This window comes from Roseovarius sp. E0-M6 (assembly GCF_037083845.1).
GTDB lineage: Bacteria > Pseudomonadota > Alphaproteobacteria > Rhodobacterales > Rhodobacteraceae > Roseovarius.
Map to the genome: position 1 here is coordinate 1,005,665 of NZ_JBAPLA010000001.1, position 16,027 is coordinate 1,021,691.

At 61.9% G+C, this 16,027-nt stretch carries 20 protein-coding genes and 1 tRNA gene; 8 read left to right on the top strand and 13 right to left on the bottom strand.

Annotated elements, in window-relative coordinates; all coding sequences use genetic code 11:
• Positions 1–73: 73 nt before the first annotated feature.
• Positions 74–256, bottom strand: coding sequence for a DUF3553 domain-containing protein (locus tag V8359_RS04775; RefSeq protein ID WP_336427570.1), 183 nt, complete (start codon positions 254–256; stop codon positions 74–76).
• A 30-nt stretch (positions 257–286) separates the two neighbouring features.
• Here V8359_RS04775 and V8359_RS04780 point away from each other — a divergent pair, with 30 nt between their 5' ends.
• On the top strand, positions 287–919 hold the full coding sequence (locus V8359_RS04780; RefSeq protein ID WP_336427571.1) for a histidine phosphotransferase family protein: 633 nt from the start codon (positions 287–289) through the stop codon (positions 917–919).
• Positions 920–973: 54 nt separating this feature from the next.
• Here the strand turns inward: V8359_RS04780 and V8359_RS04785 are convergent, their stop codons facing one another.
• From V8359_RS04785 to V8359_RS04820, 8 genes are all read right to left on the bottom strand, one after another.
• The gene (locus tag V8359_RS04785; RefSeq protein WP_442970327.1) at positions 974–2,212 is read right to left on the bottom strand and encodes a glutamate-5-semialdehyde dehydrogenase; all 1,239 of its coding nucleotides are present in this window, start codon (positions 2,210–2,212) and stop codon (positions 974–976) included.
• 42 nt (positions 2,213–2,254) lie between these two features.
• The gene (gene proB / locus V8359_RS04790) at positions 2,255–3,361 is read right to left on the bottom strand and encodes a glutamate 5-kinase (RefSeq protein WP_336427573.1); all 1,107 of its coding nucleotides are present in this window, start codon (positions 3,359–3,361) and stop codon (positions 2,255–2,257) included.
• On the bottom strand, positions 3,349–4,386 hold the full coding sequence (gene obgE / locus V8359_RS04795) for a GTPase ObgE (RefSeq protein ID WP_336427574.1): 1,038 nt from the start codon (positions 4,384–4,386) through the stop codon (positions 3,349–3,351). The genes proB and obgE overlap by 13 nt, the downstream gene beginning before the upstream one ends.
• A 31-nt stretch (positions 4,387–4,417) precedes the next feature.
• Positions 4,418–4,957, bottom strand: coding sequence for a GNAT family N-acetyltransferase (locus V8359_RS04800; RefSeq protein WP_336427575.1), 540 nt, complete (start codon positions 4,955–4,957; stop codon positions 4,418–4,420).
• Between the two features lie 237 nt (positions 4,958–5,194).
• Positions 5,195–5,464, bottom strand: a complete 270-nt coding sequence (gene rpmA / locus V8359_RS04805) for a 50S ribosomal protein L27 (protein WP_336427576.1) — start codon at positions 5,462–5,464, stop codon at positions 5,195–5,197.
• 11 nt (positions 5,465–5,475) lie between these two features.
• Positions 5,476–6,180: a 50S ribosomal protein L21 gene (locus tag V8359_RS04810; protein WP_336427577.1), complete on the bottom strand. Its 705-nt coding sequence runs from the start codon at positions 6,178–6,180 to the stop codon at positions 5,476–5,478.
• A 211-nt stretch (positions 6,181–6,391) separates the two neighbouring features.
• On the bottom strand, positions 6,392–7,225 hold the full coding sequence (locus V8359_RS04815; protein WP_336427578.1) for a DUF2059 domain-containing protein: 834 nt from the start codon (positions 7,223–7,225) through the stop codon (positions 6,392–6,394).
• Positions 7,225–8,067 (bottom strand): DUF2059 domain-containing protein, encoded by an 843-nt coding sequence (locus V8359_RS04820; RefSeq protein WP_336427579.1) that lies wholly within the window; start codon positions 8,065–8,067, stop codon positions 7,225–7,227. Before V8359_RS04820 ends, V8359_RS04815 begins: the two co-directional genes overlap by 1 nt.
• A 131-nt stretch (positions 8,068–8,198) precedes the next feature.
• Between V8359_RS04820 and V8359_RS04825 the strand changes: the two genes are divergently transcribed.
• The 3 genes from V8359_RS04825 to V8359_RS04835 all read left to right on the top strand — a co-directional run bounded on the left by V8359_RS04825 (position 8,199) and on the right by V8359_RS04835 (position 9,553).
• A tRNA-Ser gene (locus tag V8359_RS04825) sits at positions 8,199–8,288 on the top strand.
• Between the two features lie 77 nt (positions 8,289–8,365).
• On the top strand, positions 8,366–9,286 hold the full coding sequence (locus tag V8359_RS04830) for an OmpA family protein (protein WP_336427580.1): 921 nt from the start codon (positions 8,366–8,368) through the stop codon (positions 9,284–9,286).
• 90 nt (positions 9,287–9,376) lie between these two features.
• The gene (locus tag V8359_RS04835) at positions 9,377–9,553 is read left to right on the top strand and encodes a hypothetical protein (protein ID WP_336427581.1); all 177 of its coding nucleotides are present in this window, start codon (positions 9,377–9,379) and stop codon (positions 9,551–9,553) included.
• An 8-nt stretch (positions 9,554–9,561) separates the two neighbouring features.
• Here the strand turns inward: V8359_RS04835 and V8359_RS04840 are convergent, their stop codons facing one another.
• Together V8359_RS04840 and V8359_RS04845 are read right to left on the bottom strand one after the other, a co-directional pair.
• Positions 9,562–10,278 (bottom strand): RlmE family RNA methyltransferase, encoded by a 717-nt coding sequence (locus V8359_RS04840; RefSeq protein ID WP_336427582.1) that lies wholly within the window; start codon positions 10,276–10,278, stop codon positions 9,562–9,564.
• Positions 10,278–11,390: a Ppx/GppA phosphatase family protein gene (locus tag V8359_RS04845; protein WP_336427583.1), complete on the bottom strand. Its 1,113-nt coding sequence runs from the start codon at positions 11,388–11,390 to the stop codon at positions 10,278–10,280. Before V8359_RS04845 ends, V8359_RS04840 begins: the two co-directional genes overlap by 1 nt.
• A 237-nt stretch (positions 11,391–11,627) precedes the next feature.
• Here V8359_RS04845 and V8359_RS04850 point away from each other — a divergent pair, with 237 nt between their 5' ends.
• Genes V8359_RS04850 through V8359_RS04860 form a run of 3 tightly spaced genes read left to right on the top strand, consistent with a single transcriptional unit; the run spans position 11,628 to position 13,953 of the window.
• Positions 11,628–11,924 carry a virulence factor gene (locus tag V8359_RS04850; RefSeq protein ID WP_336427584.1) on the top strand — a complete coding sequence of 99 codons (297 nt, stop codon included), beginning with the start codon at positions 11,628–11,630 and terminating at the stop codon, positions 11,922–11,924.
• Between the two features lie 26 nt (positions 11,925–11,950).
• Entirely contained in the window at positions 11,951–12,880 is a 930-nt protein-coding gene (locus tag V8359_RS04855; RefSeq protein ID WP_336427585.1) for a methylenetetrahydrofolate reductase, read from the top strand.
• Positions 12,881–12,891: 11 nt separating this feature from the next.
• On the top strand, positions 12,892–13,953 hold the full coding sequence (locus tag V8359_RS04860; RefSeq protein ID WP_336427586.1) for a methyltetrahydrofolate cobalamin methyltransferase: 1,062 nt from the start codon (positions 12,892–12,894) through the stop codon (positions 13,951–13,953).
• A gap of 123 nt (positions 13,954–14,076) precedes the next feature.
• On the opposite strand, the gene hisI is transcribed toward V8359_RS04860, so the two are convergent.
• Positions 14,077–14,436: a phosphoribosyl-AMP cyclohydrolase gene (gene hisI, locus V8359_RS04865; RefSeq protein ID WP_336427587.1), complete on the bottom strand. Its 360-nt coding sequence runs from the start codon at positions 14,434–14,436 to the stop codon at positions 14,077–14,079.
• A gap of 64 nt (positions 14,437–14,500) precedes the next feature.
• On the opposite strand from hisI, the gene V8359_RS04870 reads away from it, so the two are divergent.
• Positions 14,501–14,947: an iron-sulfur cluster assembly scaffold protein gene (locus V8359_RS04870; protein ID WP_336427588.1), complete on the top strand. Its 447-nt coding sequence runs from the start codon at positions 14,501–14,503 to the stop codon at positions 14,945–14,947.
• Between the two features lie 18 nt (positions 14,948–14,965).
• Here V8359_RS04870 and V8359_RS04875 read toward each other — a convergent pair whose 3' ends face one another.
• Positions 14,966–15,850, bottom strand: coding sequence for a cation diffusion facilitator family transporter (locus V8359_RS04875; RefSeq protein WP_336427589.1), 885 nt, complete (start codon positions 15,848–15,850; stop codon positions 14,966–14,968).
• Positions 15,851–16,027 lie beyond the last annotated feature (177 nt).

Consider the following 16,027-nt stretch of genomic DNA (forward strand, 5'->3'; position numbering starts at 1 on the left):
TTTGGCAACTGACCCTGTGGGCTTTTCTATCTGGTCTCGCCTAAGGGTTGTGTTAACCTTTTGGAAACTTTGTTCAGGGATCAAAGACCGGAAGAAGCGTCACACGTGACGTCTCGATCACCACTTTGCCAGCTTCGGGGAAATTCACCGTGACCCGACCACCGATATTGGATTGCACCTGTCCCACGCCCCATTCCGGGTGGGCCGGATGTGCGACCCGCATACCGGGTTCAAGAAAATCATCGCCGCTGCTCATCCCATCCGCACCCCTCACATAAAGGTTGTCATGCCCCCCAATACCCCGGATATCGCCGCGCTGCTAGGCTCGCGCATCTGCCACGATCTGATCAGCCCGGTTGGCGCCATCACCAATGGGCTTGAGCTTATGACGCTTGGAGGTCGTGGCGCTTCGGGGCCGGAATTCGCCTTGGTGACTGACAGCGCGGCCAATGCGGGCGCGCGCATCAAGTTCTTTCGTCTGGCCTTCGGTCAGGCCGCGGAAAACCAGACGGTAAATACGCACGAACTGCATGACATTCTGTGCGGCGTTTATACCGGCGCGCAAAAGCTCGACTGGCAGGTGACCGAGGCGCTTCCTCGGCCGCGTGCCCGCGCGGCCTGTCTCGCACTTCTCTGTCTTGAGAAATGTATCGCCCGGGGTGGCGCTCTTACCGTCACCGGCGGGACGAAGGCACTCTGCCTCACGGCCAAAGCCGAGAGCCTGACCACACCTGCCGAATACTGGCCCTGCCTTACCACGGGCGTCTATCCCGTGGACCTGCCGCCGGCACAGGTTCAATTCGCACTCTTGCCCTTGATGGCACATGAGTTCGACTTGAGCATTGATGCTCAATCATCTGAAAAAGAAGCTTTAATAAGAATACAGATCATAGAAAACGAACCGAGTAATCGGCTATGAACTTGTTGAATATGCGCCTGCAAAGGCGGAAACTGGCCGCGTGATATAAACGCTTTAGGCGCGGACCGCCCCATCCCCGTCGACAATATACTTGAAGCTCGTGAGCTGTATCGCGCCGACCGGGCCGCGGGCGTGCATTTTGCCGGTCGCGATGCCGATCTCGGCGCCCATTCCAAACTCGCCGCCATCCGCGAACTGGGTCGAGGCGTTGCGCATGACAATGGCGCTGTCCACCTCGGCAAAGAACCGGTCTGCCACGGCTCCGTCCTCGGTCAGGATACAGTCGGTATGGCTTGACCCGTATCGTCCAATATGGGCGATGGCCGCGTCCACATTGTCAACGACCCGTGCCGCGATGATGCTGTCAAGGTATTCGCGCCCCCAATCGGCCTCCTCGGCCGCTACGGTGCCGCAAACAGTTCGAAGCGTGTTATCCGCGCGCACCTCAACGCCTGCCTCAATCAGCATACGTAGAATATCCGCACCAAGATCGTCTTTTAAATCTTCGTGAATCAACAAACATTCTGCTGCACCACAAATTCCTGTCCGGCGGGTCTTGGCGTTGAGGATCACGGCCTTGGCTTTCGCCGGATCGGCGGCGCGGTCCACATAAATATGAACGATTCCCTCGAGATGGGCAAAGACCGGCACCCGCGCCTCGCGCTGGACCAGTCCGACAAGGCCCTTGCCGCCCCGTGGCACGATCACGTCCACATGCTCGGTCATGGTCAGAAGCTCGGTCACCGCGGCCCGATCCCGTGTGGGAACAAGCTGAATCGCCGTGTCCGGAAGCCCGGCCGCCCGAAGCCCTTCGACAAGACAGGCATGGATCGCGCGGCTGGACTGAAAGCTTTCCGAGCCGCCGCGCAGAACCACCGCATTTCCCGATTTGAGGCAGAGCGCGCCCGCATCCGCCGTCACGTTCGGACGGCTCTCATAGATCACGCCAACAACCCCCAGAGGCGTGCGGACCCGCTTGATTTTCAGACCGCTGGGCTGGCTCCATTCGGCCAGAACCTCGCCCACGGGATCGTCCTGCCCGGCCACGGCACGCAGCCCGTCGCAGATGCCCGCGATGCGCCCTTCGTCCAGCAGCAGCCGGTCCATCAAGGCTGCGCCAAGACCCTTCTCGCGTCCGTGCTCAAGATCCTGCGCATTGGCGGCGATGATCGTCTCTCGCTGTGCCCAGACAGCATCCGCCGCGGCCAGCAAAGCCTGTGTCTTCTTTGCCGCCGGGGTCACGGCCAGCGTGCGGGCCGCCTCACGCGCGGCCCATCCAAGCTCCAGCATCATCGCCGGAATATCATCTCTCTCGGTCACCACAGCGCCTCCTTCTCAGAACGCCATATCGTCGCGGTGCAGCAATGCGCCGCGCCCACCATACCCCAGAACATCTGCAATAGCTTCGCTGCGCAAGCCTTTGATACGGTTTGCTTCGTCCGATCCATATCGCGTGAGGCCCTGCCCCAGTGCGATGCCATTCGCACCGATCACGGCCACCGGATCACCCCGCTCGAACCGGCCTTCCACTTCGGTCACACCCGCCGCCAGAAGGCTGCTTCCCGCCGCAAGCGCGCGTGCGGCGCCTTCATCCACGATGACACGTCCGCGCGGCTTCATCCCGGCAATCCACGCCTTGCGCCGCGCCTGTGGATCACCTTGCCCGCGAAACCACGTCGCCGCCGCGCCATCTTCCAGCGCACGGACCGGTCCCGGCACGCTGCCCTCGGTGATCGCCATGTCACAGCCCGCGGCCATCGCCGCGCGCGCGGCCATGAGTTTGGTCTTCATGCCGCCCTTGCTCAGACCTGACCCCGCATCGCCCGCCATCGCCTCGATCTCGGGGGTGATCGCGGTGATCTCGTCGAACCGGCGCGCACTCGCGCTCTCGGACGGATTGGCGGAATAGAAACCGTCCACATCGCTCAGCAGGACCAACAGATCGGCCCCCGCCGTGACCGCCACTTGTGCGGCCATCCTGTCATTGTCGCCATAGCGGATTTCATCCGTGGCCACGGTGTCGTTCTCATTTACGATGGGCACCACACCGAGTCGCAATAGCTGTGCCAGTGTCGCGCGGGTATTGAGATAGCGGCGTCTATCCTCGCTGTCCTCAAGCGTCAGAAGAACCTGCGCCGCGCGCAGCCCCCGGGCCTTGAGCGCGGCATCATAGGCTCCGGCAAGCCGGATCTGACCCACCGCTGCCGCGGCCTGTGATTGCTCAAGCGTAAGGTTTGGCCCACCAAGGCCAAGTTCGGCCCGCCCCAATGCGATCGACCCGGACGAGACGAGTATCACCTCCGCGCCTGCGGACCGAAGCCAAGCCACGTCATCGCAAAGCGACCCGAGCCATGCCTCGCGCAAGGTTCCGCTGTTGCGATCCACAAGCAGCGCCGAGCCGATCTTGATGACCACCCGCGTCGCGCTGCTTACGGCTCCCATGGCGCATCCTCGGCGTCACCGGCCTTCTGGCGCAGCTTGTCCTCGGCAATCTCGGTTCGCAGGGCGCGCAGCACCTCGGTCACACCTTCGCCTGACACGCCCGACATGGTCAGGACCGGCCCCTCGGCCACCTCGCTCAGGTCGGCGCGAACAAACTCGGTCAGCTCTTCCCCGAGCGCATCGGCCTTGTTCAGAACGGTGATCCGTGGCTTTTGCCCGAGGATGTCGCCATAAGCTTCAATCTCGCCAATGATTGTTCGATAATCCTCGACCACGTCATCGGCCGTGGCATCGACAAGATGCAAAAGCACCGAGCAACGCTCAACATGTCCGAGGAAAAGATCGCCCAACCCTCGCCCCTCGCTCGCTCCGCCGATCAGGCCCGGGATGTCCGCCACCACGAATTCCACACCGTCCACACCAACGACACCAAGGTTTGGATGCAAGGTGGTAAAGGGATAATCCGCAACCTTCGGACGGGCGTTCGAAGTCGCGGCGAGGAAAGTGGATTTGCCAGCATTGGGCAGCCCCAGAAGGCCCACATCCGCAATCAGCTTGAGCCGCAACCAGATGGTGCGCTCCACACCCTCTTGGCCAGGGTTGGACCGGCGCGGGGCCTGATTGGTCGAGGTTTTGAAATGCAGGTTGCCCCAGCCGCCATTGCCGCCCTTGGCGAGTAGCACCCGATCACCCACCTGTGAGAGGTCAGCGATCAGTGTCTCCTGATCGTCGTCAAGAATTTCGGTCCCCGCGGGCACGCGCAACACGATATCATCACCATCCGCGCCGGTGCGTTGCTTGCCCATTCCGGGTGTCCCGTTCTTGGCAAAGAAATGCTGTTGATAGCGGAAATCGATCAACGTGTTCAGACCATCCACCGCCTCGGCCCAAACCGAGCCACCAGTGCCGCCATCGCCGCCATCGGGACCGCCGAATTCAATGTATTTCTCCCGGCGAAAGCTGATACAGCCACCGCCGCCGGAACCCGATCGAATATAGACTTTGGCGAGATCAAGAAACTTCATGACGCGTCCTTACGCGAAGGGGGCACCGGGCTCAATCGTGTTTGCGACTATAGGTCCATGTGGGAAGTGTCGCATTCCGCGCCACACAAAACCCCTCGGCATCGCCCAGATACTGAAACCCGGTATTGGTAAGCACCCGCGCCGAGGCTGCGTTGCCTTGAAACACCGTGGCGAAATGCGCCCGGCAGCCACGCGGATTTGCGGCCACAAGCGCGCGCACCGCCTCGGTTGCGATGCCCGTATTCCAAAACTGCGGCGCCACCCAGAAGCCGATCTCACACACACCCGCATCCACATGTTTGAGCAGGACAAGACCCATCACCTCGGGCCCGCCCGAGCGTGTGGCGTCGATCGCCCAGGCATCCTCGGTCCGGTCCTCGGCGCGCACCCGCGAGATATAGCTCTCGGTCCAGCCTGGCGGTAGCGGGTGCGGGATCGTGCCGGATGTCTGGGCCACACGAATATCACCAGTGTGCAACGTGATAAGCCCCGCATCCGATGGCTGAAGCGGGCGCAGATCGAAACGCTCGGTCTCGATCACCGGAAGATTGATGACGCATTCGTGTTTCATGTCTTTCCTCCCCTGAAGCGTCTCGCGAAAATCTGTAGGTCAGGGTATTCGCGAAACCCTTTAAACAGCATGTGCCGGATCGTGGCAGTGACAGGGCCCGTCCGGCCCCTTGGTGTCATCCGCCGCCCCCCCCGATAGGTCCTGCGGAAAACGCCGCGACATCGTGCGACACAAACGAAAAAGGGGACCGGCCTGCGCCGATCCCCTTCTGAGTGTGCTAAAACCCTTTAGATCGGCTTACTCTGCGGCCTCCGCCACTGGCAGAACCGAAATAAACGTGCGGCCTTTGAGACCTTTGTGAAACTTCACCTTGCCTTCCACGGTCGCAAAGATGGTGTGATCCTTACCAAGGCCCACCCCTTCGCCCGGCCACATTTTCGTGCCGCGCTGACGCATGATGATGTTGCCCGGGATGACCGCTTCGCCACCGTATTTCTTCACGCCAAGGCGGCGACCGGCTGAGTCGCGACCGTTACGGGAGGAACCGCCTGCTTTCTTGTGTGCCATGCTCTCTCTCCTTAACCTTTGGTCAGTTCTTTGGCCTGCGCGACCCACTCTTCGCGGTCGATACGGCCCTTGAACGATAGCTTCTCGTCCATTTCTTCAACGTCGCTCGCATTCCACGCCGCGATCTGCGCGAATGTGGTGATACCGGCTTCGTTCAGCTTCTTCACGATCACCGGACCAACGCCGTTGATCTGCGTGAGGTCATCACCCTTGTCCGCCTTGGCGGCCTTCTTGGGTGCGGCCTTCTTGGGCTTGGTTTCGGCTTTTTTGGCCTTCGCTTCGCCCTCTTCGACGCGCTTGGCCATCTCGGCCTGATCGGTCTTGTTCTTGGCATAGCGACCGTCAGAGGCGACCGCCACCGAGCCTGCGCCCGCTGCGGCCTTCACGCCCGACTTCTCGGCACCCTTCTCCAGAATCTCGGTCACGCGCAGAACGGTCAACTGCTGGCGATGGCCCTTCGTGCGCTGCGATCCGTGCTTCCGGCGGCGCTTGACGAAGTGAATAACCTTGTCGCCCTTGATCTGGTCAATGACCTCGGCCTGCACGGCCGCGCCTTCGACCAGCGGCGCGCCGAGTACGGGCTTGTCACCGCCCAACATCAGCACGTCGTTGAATTGAACCTTTTCGCCGGCATCGGCCGCAATTTTTTCAACCTTCAGCGTATCGCCGGATTGAACCTTGTATTGCTTGCCGCCGGTCTTGAGAACCGCAAACATCTTTTGCTTCCTTCGTCGTTTCCGCGTTCTGTGGTCCCCGATCCGGGAGTTTCCGGCCCTCAGGCCACCTCGAACTGCGCGCCCCTTGAGGACGATATGTCATAAACCCCGCGCAAGCCTGCGGCCAGCCGGGATGTGGGCTTATTCAAGAGCAGAGCCCGAAAGTCAAGGGGGGTCAGCCCCGCCTTAGGCGGCTTTTTCACCCCACGGATCAAAGCCGCTCGGCAAGCGCGTGATCGGCAAGCGCCCGCCCCGTCAAATAGCTGGTTTCATCCAGCATTCGGTTAAACCCCTCAAAGAGCGCATGGTTCAGCGCACGCCCCTCAGGAGTGCGCAAAAACGCGCCGTAGTCCTTCAATAGCGCATCGTCGAGCGGCGCATAGGCCAAGAATTGAAACGCACCCAGCCAGTCGGTCATTTCCTCTCGAAGCTCCGGCTCCTGCCGCCAGACATCGCGCGCCATTTCCGTGTCGGTTTCGTCATACGCACCACCATCGGCCATACCGCGAAAGAACATCAAATTGGTGTTGAGCGCCCCTTCGACATTTCGTTCGATCAGGTCGCTATCTTCGGTCATCCGGTCGATGTGCGCGATGATCGGCGCCCCGTCCTCGCGGGCGTCCTGATAACTCAGGATGGCCGCTTCGGCTGCGGACGCGTCCGTCATGATATCACGCGCCGCCAGTTCAAGCTTCAGGATGCGCTGACCTTCAGGGCGGTCGAAAAACGCGATCATTCCCGCAATGTCCTCGCCTTTCAACGCCTCTGACATCTCGGCCTCGACCAGAGATCGCATCCGTTCCGGATCGTTGATCCGCCGCACCTCGGCCATCCATACCTCGCTTGCCGGGTCGCCAAGAAAGGTCTCCGACAGGTCACGGCCATTGGCGATCGCCTCTTGGCGCAGAATGGAAATCGTTTCGCTCAGTTTCAGCACCTCAAAAAGCGTGCCAAGCTCTTTCTCGCGGTCCGCCTCCTGTGCCAGCGCACCGGCCAGCGACGCGCAAATGAAACCCACCGCCAACACAAAAGATCGCATCGGCATCAAATGTCCTGACCTTTCTTGAGATCGGCCAGCCGCCACGCCAATTGCTCGAGCCTGTTCGCGGTGATTTCGAACTGCACCGCGTTCAAAAGCTCATACACCCGCTGCATGCGCGGCGTCTCGAGCGCACGAACATAGGCCGCAAGATCGTCATTGTCGAAATCACGATAGGTATGCGCCGCCCCGACCAGACTGGCGCGGGCCATTTCCTTGCGCAACGACTCCCGCTCGGCGGCCATCAACGCCCGCAGTGCCCGCTCGTCGAGCGGCGTCTCAAGCACGCCAGAGCGAGACGCGGCCATGAGGAACCTGACCTGTATCTCTTCGACCGCCAGCACCGAAATGCTCTCGGGGTCGATCGCATCGGACATCCGTTCGAGAATCTCACGGCGCTCGGATCCGGCCTCCGCCAAAAGACGCTGTCCCATGACCTTCTCGGCCTCGGTATCTTCGGCGACATGCGCCGCATTTTCGACCTCGACCAGCCGCTCTCCGAGGGCCGAGCCGTAGAACGCCTTGGCATGATCCAGCATATCATCACTCAGCGTCGGTTCGAGCATATCGACGGCAAGGTCTTGCAACACCTCGTCGGTATAAAGATCCGACACCGCCGCAGCCCATCCCGGGCCGAAATCCTCATCGCTCATTCCAAGCATGAGCGGCGCATCCTCGACCCCGTCTCCGATACTGGCCAATGCCACGTCAAAGCCCGTGACCTCGAGAAAATCGTGGATGTCCGCGCGGTCCGCCGCCCGCGCGGCAGGCACGATCAGCATCGCCGCCACCAGCGCCGCCAACAGATGCGCGGCCCGGCGCCGTGCGACATTCATCAAAGGTTTCATGCTGCCTCGCTTCATTCCAATGGGTTCGCCCTCAACTTAGGGGCTTTCTGCACCCTCGCAATGCAAATCCCTCAAATCGCCCTTGTCAGCCCGTCCAAAGGCAATTAAACGCCTCCCCCACAGACCCCCGCGGAGAGGTGCCGGAGTGGTCGAACGGGGCGGTCTCGAAAACCGTTGAGCCTTCACGGGTTCCCAGGGTTCGAATCCCTGTCTCTCCGCCACTAGGGCCTTTGCATCGCACGCCAAAACTCAGCTTCCACGGTCGAATCCCGCCTGCTTGTCGTGCTAGGCTACGCGCATGACATTGCACATTCCAAGTTTACTCGCCGCCGGTCTCTCGCTGTCAATGGCCGGCATCCCCGCCACCGCCCAACAGGGCAAGACCTATGGTGACGGGTCACGGGGCGAGGTGTTTTTACCCTTGGGCGATCTCTCTTTCGCCGACAGGGTCGTGTCCCACACGCCCGGCACCGGCAAGATCAAGGACAGCGCCGCTCGCGCCGAGCCTGCACTGGGCGCGCCTGATTTCTCGGGCGACGTTGATGATGGCACCTTCCTGTCGCTTGGCTGCGACGGGTCGCTTGTCCTCGAATTCACCGACAACGCGCTCGTCGAGCTCGAGGGGCCGGATCTTTACGTGTTCGAAGTCGGCCCCAAGGTCGAGGGTCTGACTTTGGCCATCTCTGCGGATGGCGTGGATTGGACCGATGTGGGGGCCATCACCGGCGGCACTGCCGAGGTGGATATCGCCCCTGTCGCCACAGCCGACACGGATTATCGCTTCGCCCGCATTACCGATGACGGTTTGGGCTGTGGCACGAGTTTCGCAGGTGCGGATATCGACGCGGTGGCCGCTATTGGGTCGGCCATGCGCTTCACCCTTGATGCATCGGTGCTCTTTGCCGTCGACAGCGACATGTTGCGCCCTGCGGCCCTTTCCTCGCTCGATACATTGGCCCATGACATTGCCGCCGCCGGTATTTCGAAATTCACCGTGATCGGACACACCGATGCATCAGGATCGGCGGCCTATAATATGGATCTCTCCCTGCGTCGCGCCAAGGCCGTGCGCAGCTATCTCGCCGACCGGCCCGCTCTCTCGAAGGTCTCGATCAAGGCGGTGGGACGTGGCGAATCGCAGCCCGTCGCAGACAACGACACCGACGCGGGCCGACAAATGAACCGGCGGGTGGAAATCATCGCCCAAAGCGGATCATGATGGACGGCGCGCCTCTAAATTGCCCGGTATTGGGGCCATTTTAACACTTTTTGCGCAGTATGAATGCCTCGCAACAACCAGAGGCCCGTCATGCACGCGTCCCCGTCCACACCTCGCGCGCCCCGCCACGCGCGCCTTTTCGAGTTGATCCGGCAAGGCGCCTATGCCCGCCGCATCGCCCATCAGATCGAGGCGGCCAATCCTCCCCCGCTTGAGGCGATGCATGATTTTCGGGCGCGCGCGGCTGTATCGCTCGGGTCCGAGTGACCGGCTGATCAACCGCGAAAGCCCGTTGCCACCACGAATTTCTCCGAACTGTCCGGGCGCGAGGCCGGAGGTTTGACATTCGCCACCTTCGCAAACCTCTGCTTCAGAAGCTTCTGCAATTCCCCTTCGGCTCCGCCAGCCAGCACCTTCGACACGAACGTGCCACCCTCTTCCAGCACGTCGAACGCCAGATAGGCCGCAGCCTCGCACAAGGCCATGATGCGCAGATGGTCGGTCTGTTTGTGCCCCGAGCTTGACGCGGCCATGTCGGACATCACCACGTCGGCCGTGCCCTCCAGCCATTCCTTGATCTGATCGTCGGCACCCTCGTCCATGAAATCCAACTGATGAAATTCGACCCCTGCAAGCGGCTCGACCTCCTGAATGTCCACACCGATGATACGCCCCTGCGCCTTGCCGCTTTTTTCGCCCAAGGCGTTCACCCGCGGCACCGCGACCTGACACCAGCCGCCCGGCGCGCATCCCAGATCGACCACCCGCGCCCCCGGCACGAGAAAGCGATACCTGTCATCCAGCTCCATGATCTTGAACGCCGCGCGACCGCGATAGCCCTCGGCCTGCGCGCGTTTCACATATGGATCGTTGAGCTGCCGCTGTAGCCACCGGGTCGAGGAATTGCGCCGTCCGCGCGCCGTTTTGACCTTCACGGTCAGATCGCGCTGACCACGCCCCGATGTGTTCTTGCCGTCCGGTCCCTTGGTCATCAGATCGTCCCTTCGTCAAGCACCCCGTCGGCGGCCATCTGCGCGTAAAGCATCCCTTCGCGCAAGCCCCGGTCGGCCACCGAAAGCCTGTCGGTCGGCCAGCAGCGGAGCAGCGCCTGAAGGATCGCAGCGCCCGACATGATCAGCGCCTGCCGATCAAGCCCGATGCGCGGGTCCTTGCGCCGCCCCTCGGGCCCCAGTTCAAGATAGGTGCGGATCACCCGGTCGATTTCATCGCTGGTCATGCGCAGACCGTCCACCCGGTTGCGGTCATAGCGACGCAGGCCCAGATGGCTTGCCGCCACCGTTGTGACCGTGCCGCTGGTGCCCACGATCTGAAACCCCTCACGCGCCTGCTCTTCCTTGTAGGGTGCGAATTCCGCAAGGTTTTCCTCGAAAAACCAACTCATGAGCGCAAAGCGCGCGGCGTCGTCCTCGACATCGCGGAACTGATCCCTGAGTGTCGCGACACCAAGCGGCACACTGATCCAGTCCACGACCCGCGCGCGCGGCCCATCGTCACAAGGACCATCGAAGCCGGTGCATAAACGCATGATCGAGCGCACCCGCTCGGCCGGCGCCACCTCGGTCAGGTCGATCCAGACAAGCTCGGTCGAGCCGCCACCGATATCCACCACCAAAAGCTGATCGGTCTTGCGGCTCACCAACGGGGCACAAGACACCACCGCCAGTTGCGCCTCTTCCTGCGGTCGGATGATCTCAAGGCGCAGCCCGGTCTCGCGCATGACACGTTTGAGAAACTGCTCGCCGTTCTCGGCCCTTCGGCAGGCCTCGGTCGCGACAAGGCGCATCTTGCGAACCTTGTGCCGTTTGAGCTTCTGCTGACAGACGCGCAGGGCCTGAATGGTCCGCACGATCGACCCGCGCGACAGGCGCCCCGAACGCTCGAGCCCTGCACCCAACTGCACCGATTTGGAAAAACTGTCCACGACGCGAAACTGATTGCCCTGCGGTTCGGCAATCAGCATCCTGCAACTGTTCGTGCCCAGATCCAGCGCCGCATAAAGCGGGCCGGGACGGGCTTTGATAGGCGCGGCGCTCTCAACCGGCTTCGGGAGTGCGCCCGCACCAGTGGGACGCTTGGGCGCCATCTATCACGCCCTCCATTTCGAGTTGCCTTAAAGGTAGGTGTTTCACCGCTCAGGCGCAAGCTCTGCGACGGCTCTCATCTTCTTCATGAGGATTTCTGGGGTGGCCCCGGGTGGATTTTTCAACTTGCATGACGCATGGTCCGGCAACGTCGCTGTATCGCGCTATGGTGTCGAAAAATGACGTCGCGGCGCGGCGGTGCTGCATTAGACAGGGCCATCATTTCAGGGGAATCATCCATGGCGGACGTGACAATTGTATACTGGCGCGATATCCCTGCCCAAGTCATCGTGGGCAAGGGACGCCGCGGCGCGAAAAAGCAGCTGCCCGAACGGTTCGAGCAGGCCATCGACAGGGCCGCGATGAAAGTGGGCGCCGAGGATACAGATGCCTATCTCGCCGAATGGCGCAAGGCCGCACCCTTCACCGTCGAAGGTGACCCCGCCGAAATAGTCGAGGCCGAAGCGGCTCGGCTGGACGCAGAATATGATCAGGCGCGCATCAAGCAACTGATCGCGAATGATGGCTGGGCATGACGCCTGCATCGATATGGGAGGCCGCGATGGCTCTGTTGAACTTCAAGAAGCGTGAAAAACCCGGCGCAACACCCGTGAACGGTCAGGTCGAGGCGTTGCTCAAGGATTATTCGATCGAGGTGATGCCGCGCACCGCCGAGAAGGTCGAGGATTTCCGCACGCTCCTGCCCGAGGGCACCCGCGTCTATATTGCCCATATCGAGGGCACGCCCATCGACGAGATGGTCGCCACCGCCAAGCGCATCGCCAACGAAGGCTATCCGGTCATGCCGCATTTTCCGGCGCGCATCATCAAGGATCGTGCCACGCTGGCCGATTGGATCGCCCGCTATCAGGGTGAGGCGGGTGTCGATCAGGCGCTCGTCCTTGCTGGCGGCGTCGTGACGCCCCACGGCGATTACGACAGTGCCATCGGTCTGCTGGAATCGGGTGAATTCGACAAGGCGGGCTTCAAACGCCTGCACGTCGCCGGTCACCCCGAGGGCAACAAGGATATCGATCCCGACGGCTCGATCACCAATGTCAGCGCCGCGCTCAAGTGGAAACAGGATTTCTCCGAGCGCACCGACGCCAAAATGGCGATTGCCACCCAGTTCGCCTTCGACGCGAAACCCATCATCGCATGGGCCGACAGCCTCAAGGAAGCGGGGATCGACCTTCCCATCCATATCGGCATCGCCGGCCCGGCCAAGCTTCAGACCCTGATCAAGTTCGCCATCGCCTGTGGCGTCGGACCCTCGCTCAAAGTGCTGCAAAAGCGCGCGATGGACGTGTCCAAGCTGCTGCTCCCCTACGAGCCGAACGACGTGATCGCCGAGCTTGCGGCGCACAAGGCCGCGAACCCCGATTTCAACATCACCAATGTGCACTTCTTCCCGCTCGGCGGGATCAAGTCGAACGCAAACTGGGCTATCGAACACGGTGGCGCATCCACCCGGCCCGCAAACCCCGCCTGAAGGACGAATTCATGACTCGCACCGTTGTCGAGAGCAAAACCAAAACCGCCATCATCGGCTTTGATCAACCGTTCTGCGTGATCGGTGAGCGTATCAACCCCACGGGCCGCAAGAAGCTCGCCGCCGAGCTTGAGGCGGGCGATTTCTCGACCGTCGAAGCAGACGCCATCGCGCAGGTCGCGGCAGGTGCCACGGTGCTCGATATCAATGCGGGCGTTGTCTACAATTCGAACCCCAACCCGAACGAGACCGAGCCGCCGCTCATGACACAAATCGTCGAGCTTGTTCAGGGCCTCGTCGATGTGCCGCTTTGCATCGACAGCTCGGTCCCCGCAGCCCTCGAAGCGGGGCTTCAGGCCTGCGAAGGCCGCCCGCTGCTCAACTCGGTCACAGGCGAAGAAGACCGCCTCGAATTCGTTCTGCCGCTGGTCAAGAAGTATAACGTTCCGGTGGTGGCCATCTCGAATGACGACACCGGCATTTCCGAAGATCCCGACGTGCGCTTCGAAGTCGCTCGCAAGATCGTCGAACGCGCGGCGGATTTCGGCATCCCGGCCCATGATATCGTCGTTGATCCGCTGGTGATGCCCATCGGCGCCATGGGCACCGCCGGTCAACAGGTCTTTACCCTCGTGCGCAAACTGCGCGAGGAACTGGGCGTCAACACCACATGTGGCGCTTCCAACATCTCGTTCGGCCTGCCCAACCGGCACGGAATCAACAACGCGTTTCTGCCGATGGCGATGGGCGCCGGCATGACCTCGGCGATCATGAACCCCGTGGCCCTGCCTGTGAAACAGGCCGATATCGAGGCCAAGAAAGCCGAAGTCGCCGCCACCGGCATCGAATTGCCCGCTGACATGGACGACGAAACCTTCTGTCAGCTTTTCGGCCTGGGAAGCACGAAGCCCCGCGCAGGCAAGGAAATGGAAGCGATCCTCGCGGCCAACTTCCTGACCAACAACGACCCGCACGGTGCCAACTGGATCAAGTTCAACAAGGCGCCCCCGAAGGCCGGCGAGGAAGGCCGTGGCCGCGCAGGCCGCACCGGCGGACGCCGCCGCCGCGCCTGACCGCGACAGCATGACAGCAAAAACCCCGCCCTCATCCGGCGGGGTTTTTCATGAATAGCCAAGCCATACAGACCGTCTTCTTGCCGCAAATACCCCCGCGGCTGAGGGAGCGATCCCGCCCCGCTATACCATCGGCGCCATGATCTCGGTTTCGTCACCATCGCGCACCGCACGATAGAAACAGCTTCTCCGGTTTGTGTGACATGCGGGGCCGGTCTGTCGGATCAAAAGCAATAGGCAATCGCGGTCACAATCCACGCGCATCTCGATCAGGTCCTGAACATGGCCGCTCGTTTCACCCTTGACCCAGAAATCTGCCCGGGACCGGCTCCAATAGGTCACGCGCCCTGTCTCAAGCGTGCGCGCCACCGCCTCGGCGTTCATCCACGCCATCATCAGAACCTCGCCGGTGTCCGCGTCCTGCGCGATCGCGGGGACAAGCCCCGCCGCGTCATAGCTCAAGGTTTTGGGATCGAATGTCATGCGCAGCCCTTTCCATGTCCGGCGTGCCGCTCTATCTAAGGGACAGTGACACGAAGGAAAAGCCATGAGCGGCGAAACCGATCTGATCAAGCTTTACTCGGCCCGGATATTGGAGCTGGCCGCCGACATGCCGAGGTTGGGCCGTCTGGACGCCCCCTGCGCCACCGTCAAACGCCGTTCGCCGCTTTGCGGCTCGACCATCACGGTCGATATCGTGGCCGAGGATGACCGCATCACCGACTATGCCCAGGATGTGAGAGCCTGCGCCCTCGGGCAGGCAGCGGCCAGCGTCGTTGGCGGCAATATCGTCGGCTGCACCCTTGATGAGGTCCGCGCGGCCCGCGACGGGCTTCTCGCCATGCTCAAGGAAAACGGACCAACACCGCCTGCCCCCTTTGACGGGCTCGAAGTGCTTCGCCCCGCCGCCGATTACAAGAACCGCCACGCCTCTATCATGCTCTCCCTCGAAGCCTCGCTCGAGGCACTTGAGAAAGTGACCGAATCCGCCTGATCGGCGGGCCAAGGCGTGCTACCGCACTTCCACAGTCGCGTGATCCATCCCGAACCGCTCTTTCAGGAGCCGCTTCACCTCGCGGCGCACGGCGTCTTTGTCGCTGCCCGCCTCGGCCACCACTTCGAGGGTGGCCATGGGCCGCTCCTGCGTCACCTGCCACGCATGCACATGGCTCACCTCGGTCACCCCTTCCACCTCCTCGCCAAGCGTCTGCACCACCTCTCGCCGGTCGAACTCCCGCGGGGCCCCTTCCAGAAGGATATGCCCACTCTCGCGAACAACGGCCCAGGCACTTCTCAGGATGATCGCAGCCACCAGCACCGACAGGATCGGGTCGATCGGCATCCAACCTGTCCAGATGATGATCAGCGACGCCGCCAGCGCCGCGACCGAGCCGAGAAGATCGCCCGCGACATGCAGCGCGGCGGCGCGCACATTCAGGTTCTCGCTCTCTCCACGCGTCAGCACGTAAAAAGCGGCGATATTCACCAGCAATCCGATCAGAGCGACCCACAGCATCAGACCACCCAGAACCTCGACCGGGTCGAGAAGACGCTGAATCGCCTCCCAGAAGATCCAGCCCGCGATGACAAAAAGCGTGAGTCCGTTGACAAAGGCCGCAAGCACGGAAAACCGGTCATATCCGTAGGTGCGCTTCCAGTCCGCCGGACGCCGCGCCAGCCGAAAGGCGAACCATGCCAGCATGAGCGAGGCGAAATCGGTAAGCATATGCCCCGCATCCGCCAACAACGCGAGAGACCCCGAAATCACACCGCCAACCACTTCGGCCAACATGAAGGCCCCGGTCAGACCCGCGGCGATCGCGATGGCCCGCTCGTTTTTCGGGATGTGATCGTGACCCCCGGGCCGGTGCTCGTGCTCATGTCCGTGATCGTGCATCCTGCCCCTCCGCGTGCTGCATGTTGTCTGAAACGTAGTCTTCAGCCCCCGGAACCCCAAGCCACCACATAAAAAACCGCCGCACATGCAAAGGCATGGCGGCGGCAGTCAATTGCGAACCCGTGGGCCCCGGATCGCGGCGGGGGACAGAGGCATACCCGCCAAGACCTTGAAAAA